Annotated in this window: 2 rRNA genes (1 of these 2 running past the window's edge); both read right to left on the bottom strand. The window is 53.2% G+C overall.

The annotated features are described in order from the left end of the window. Window positions 1-59: 59 nt before the first annotated feature. Window positions 60-174, bottom strand: a 5S ribosomal RNA gene (gene rrf, locus ACD584_RS21725). A gap of 127 nt (window positions 175-301) precedes the next feature. Then, window positions 302-3,048: ribosomal RNA gene (locus ACD584_RS21720) — 23S ribosomal RNA — on the bottom strand (it continues 136 nt past the right edge of the window).

Here is a 3,048-nt window from a genome sequence, read left to right as displayed (position 1 = left end):
TCAAATTGCAGGCAAAAAGAAACCCTCAGTCCTGTTGGACTGAGGGTTTCGGGTAAAGCCCCTGGCGATGACCTACTCTCGCATGGCTTGAGCCACACTACCATCGGCGCAGCTGCGTTTCACTTCCGAGTTCGGGATGGGATCGGGTGGTTCCACAGCGCTAATTTCACCAGGGAGACGGTTGGAGCGTCGCCATCCAAGAAACGGATTAAGGCGCCCAGTCTCGCATAGTTAACTTGTGACGTAGCTTGCGTTTGCGGATCTACCAACGTTCGTTGGGACCAAGGCAACTTGAGGTTATATGGTCAAGCCGCACGGATCATTAGTATCAGTTAGCTCAATACATTGCTGTACTTACACACCTGACCTATCAACCACATAGTCTATATGGTTCCTTTAGGGGGCTTGTGCCCCGGGAAGTCTCATCTTGAGGCGCGCTTCCCGCTTAGATGCTTTCAGCGGTTATCGCTTCCGAACATAGCTACCCGGCAATGCCACTGGCGTGACAACCGGAACACCAGAGGTTCGTCCACTCCGGTCCTCTCGTACTAGGAGCAGCCCCTCTCAAACTTCCAACGCCCATGGCAGATAGGGACCGAACTGTCTCACGACGTTCTGAACCCAGCTCGCGTACCACTTTAAATGGCGAACAGCCATACCCTTGGGACCGACTACAGCCCCAGGATGTGATGAGCCGACATCGAGGTGCCAAACACCGCCGTCGATATGAACTCTTGGGCGGTATCAGCCTGTTATCCCCGGAGTACCTTTTATCCGTTGAGCGATGGCCCTTCCATACAGAACCACCGGATCACTAAGACCTACTTTCGTACCTGCTTGATCCGTCGATCTTGCAGTCAAGCACGCTTATGCCTTTGCACACAGTGCGCGATGTCCGACCGCGCTGAGCGTACCTTCGTGCTCCTCCGTTACTCTTTAGGAGGAGACCGCCCCAGTCAAACTACCCACCATACACGGTCCCTGATCCGGATAACGGATCTAGGTTAGAACGTCAAGCACGACAGGGTGGTATTTCAAGGTTGGCTCCACTGCAGCTAGCGCCACAGTTTCATAGCCTCCCACCTATCCTACACAGACGAACTCAACGTTCAGTGTAAAGCTATAGTAAAGGTTCACGGGGTCTTTCCGTCTTGCCACGGGAACGCTGCATCTTCACAGCGATTTCAATTTCACTGAGTCTCGGGTGGAGACAGCGCCGCTGTCGTTACGCCATTCGTGCAGGTCGGAACTTACCCGACAAGGAATTTCGCTACCTTAGGACCGTTATAGTTACGGCCGCCGTTTACTGGGGCTTCGATCAAGAGCTTCGCCTTGCGGCTGACCCCATCAATTAACCTTCCAGCACCGGGCAGGCGTCACACCCTATACGTCCACTTTCGTGTTTGCAGAGTGCTGTGTTTTTGATAAACAGTCGCAGCGGCCTGGTTTCTGCGACCCTCTTCAGCTATAGCTCGCATGAGCCACCAAAAAGGGTGCACCTTCTCCCGAAGTTACGGTGCCATGTTGCCTAGTTCCTTCACCCGAGTTCTCTCAAGCGCCTGAGAATTCTCATCCTACCCACCTGTGTCGGTTTACGGTACGGTCTTCGTGAGCTGAAGCTTAGGAGCTTTTCCTGGAAGCGTGGTATCAGTGACTTCGCCATAAAGGCTCGTCTCGGTGCTCGGTCTTAAAGGATCCCGGATTTGCCAAAGATCCAAACCTACCGCCTTTCCCCGGGACAACCAACGCCCGGTACACCTAACCTTCTCCGTCCCTCCATCGCACTCACGCGAGGTGCAGGAATATTAACCTGCTTCCCATCGACTACGGCTTTCGCCCTCGCCTTAGGGACCGACTAACCCTGCGTCGATTAACGTTGCGCAAGGAAACCTTGGGCTTTCGGCGTGCGGGCTTTTCACCCGCATTATCGTTACTCATGTCAGCATTCGCACTTCCGATACCTCCAGCAGACTTCTCAATCCACCTTCGCAGGCTTACGGAACGCTCCTCTACCGCGCATAAAACCGAAGTTTTACGCACCCCAAGCTTCGGTTCACTGCTTAGCCCCGTTAAATCTTCCGCGCAGACCGACTCGACCAGTGAGCTATTACGCTTTCTTTAAAGGGTGGCTGCTTCTAAGCCAACCTCCTGGCTGTCTATGCCTTTCCACATCGTTTTCCACTTAGCAGTGAATTTGGGACCTTAGCTGTGGGTCTGGGTTGTTTCCCTTTTCACGACGGACGTTAGCACCCGCCGTGTGTCTCCCGGATAGTACGTACTGGTATTCGGAGTTTGCAATGGTTTGGTAAGTCGCGATGACCCCCTAGCCATAACAGTGCTCTACCCCCAGTAGTATTCGTCCGAGGCGCTACCTAAATAGCTTTCGAGGAGAACCAGCTATCTCCGGGTTCGATTAGCTTTTCACTCCTAATCACAGCTCATCCCCGTCTTTTGCAACAGACGTGGGTTCGGGCCTCCAGTACCTGTTACGGCACCTTCACCCTGGCCATGACTAGATCACCCGGTTTCGGGTCTACTGCCCGCGACTATGCGCCCTTATCAGACTCGGTTTCCCTTCGCCTCCCCTATACGGTTAAGCTTGCCACGAACAGTAAGTCGCTGACCCATTATACAAAAGGTACGCAGTCACTCTTGCGAGCTCCTACTGCTTGTACGCACACGGTTTCAGGATCTATTTCACTCCCCTCTCCGGGGTTCTTTTCGCCTTTCCCTCACGGTACTGGTTCACTATCGGTCGGTCAGGAGTATTTAGCCTTGGAGGATGGTCCCCCCATATTCAGACAGGGTTTCACGTGCCCCGCCCTACTCGTCTTCACTGGAGTGGCCCTTTTAAATACAGGGCTATCACCTTCTGTGGCCAATCTTTCCAGATTGTTTTTCTAAAGCCATTCCAGCTTAAGGGCTGTTCCCCGTTCGCTCGTCACTACTCAGGGAATCTCGGTTGATTTCTTTTCCTCCGGTTACTTAGATATTTCAGTTCACCGGGTTCGCTTCAAGCAGCTATGAATTCACTGCAAGATACTGCCG

This window comes from Xanthomonas sp. NCPPB 2922 (assembly GCF_041520885.1).
Taxonomy (GTDB): domain Bacteria; phylum Pseudomonadota; class Gammaproteobacteria; order Xanthomonadales; family Xanthomonadaceae; genus Xanthomonas; species Xanthomonas campestris.
This window is presented reverse-complemented; position numbering and strand designations above follow the sequence as displayed.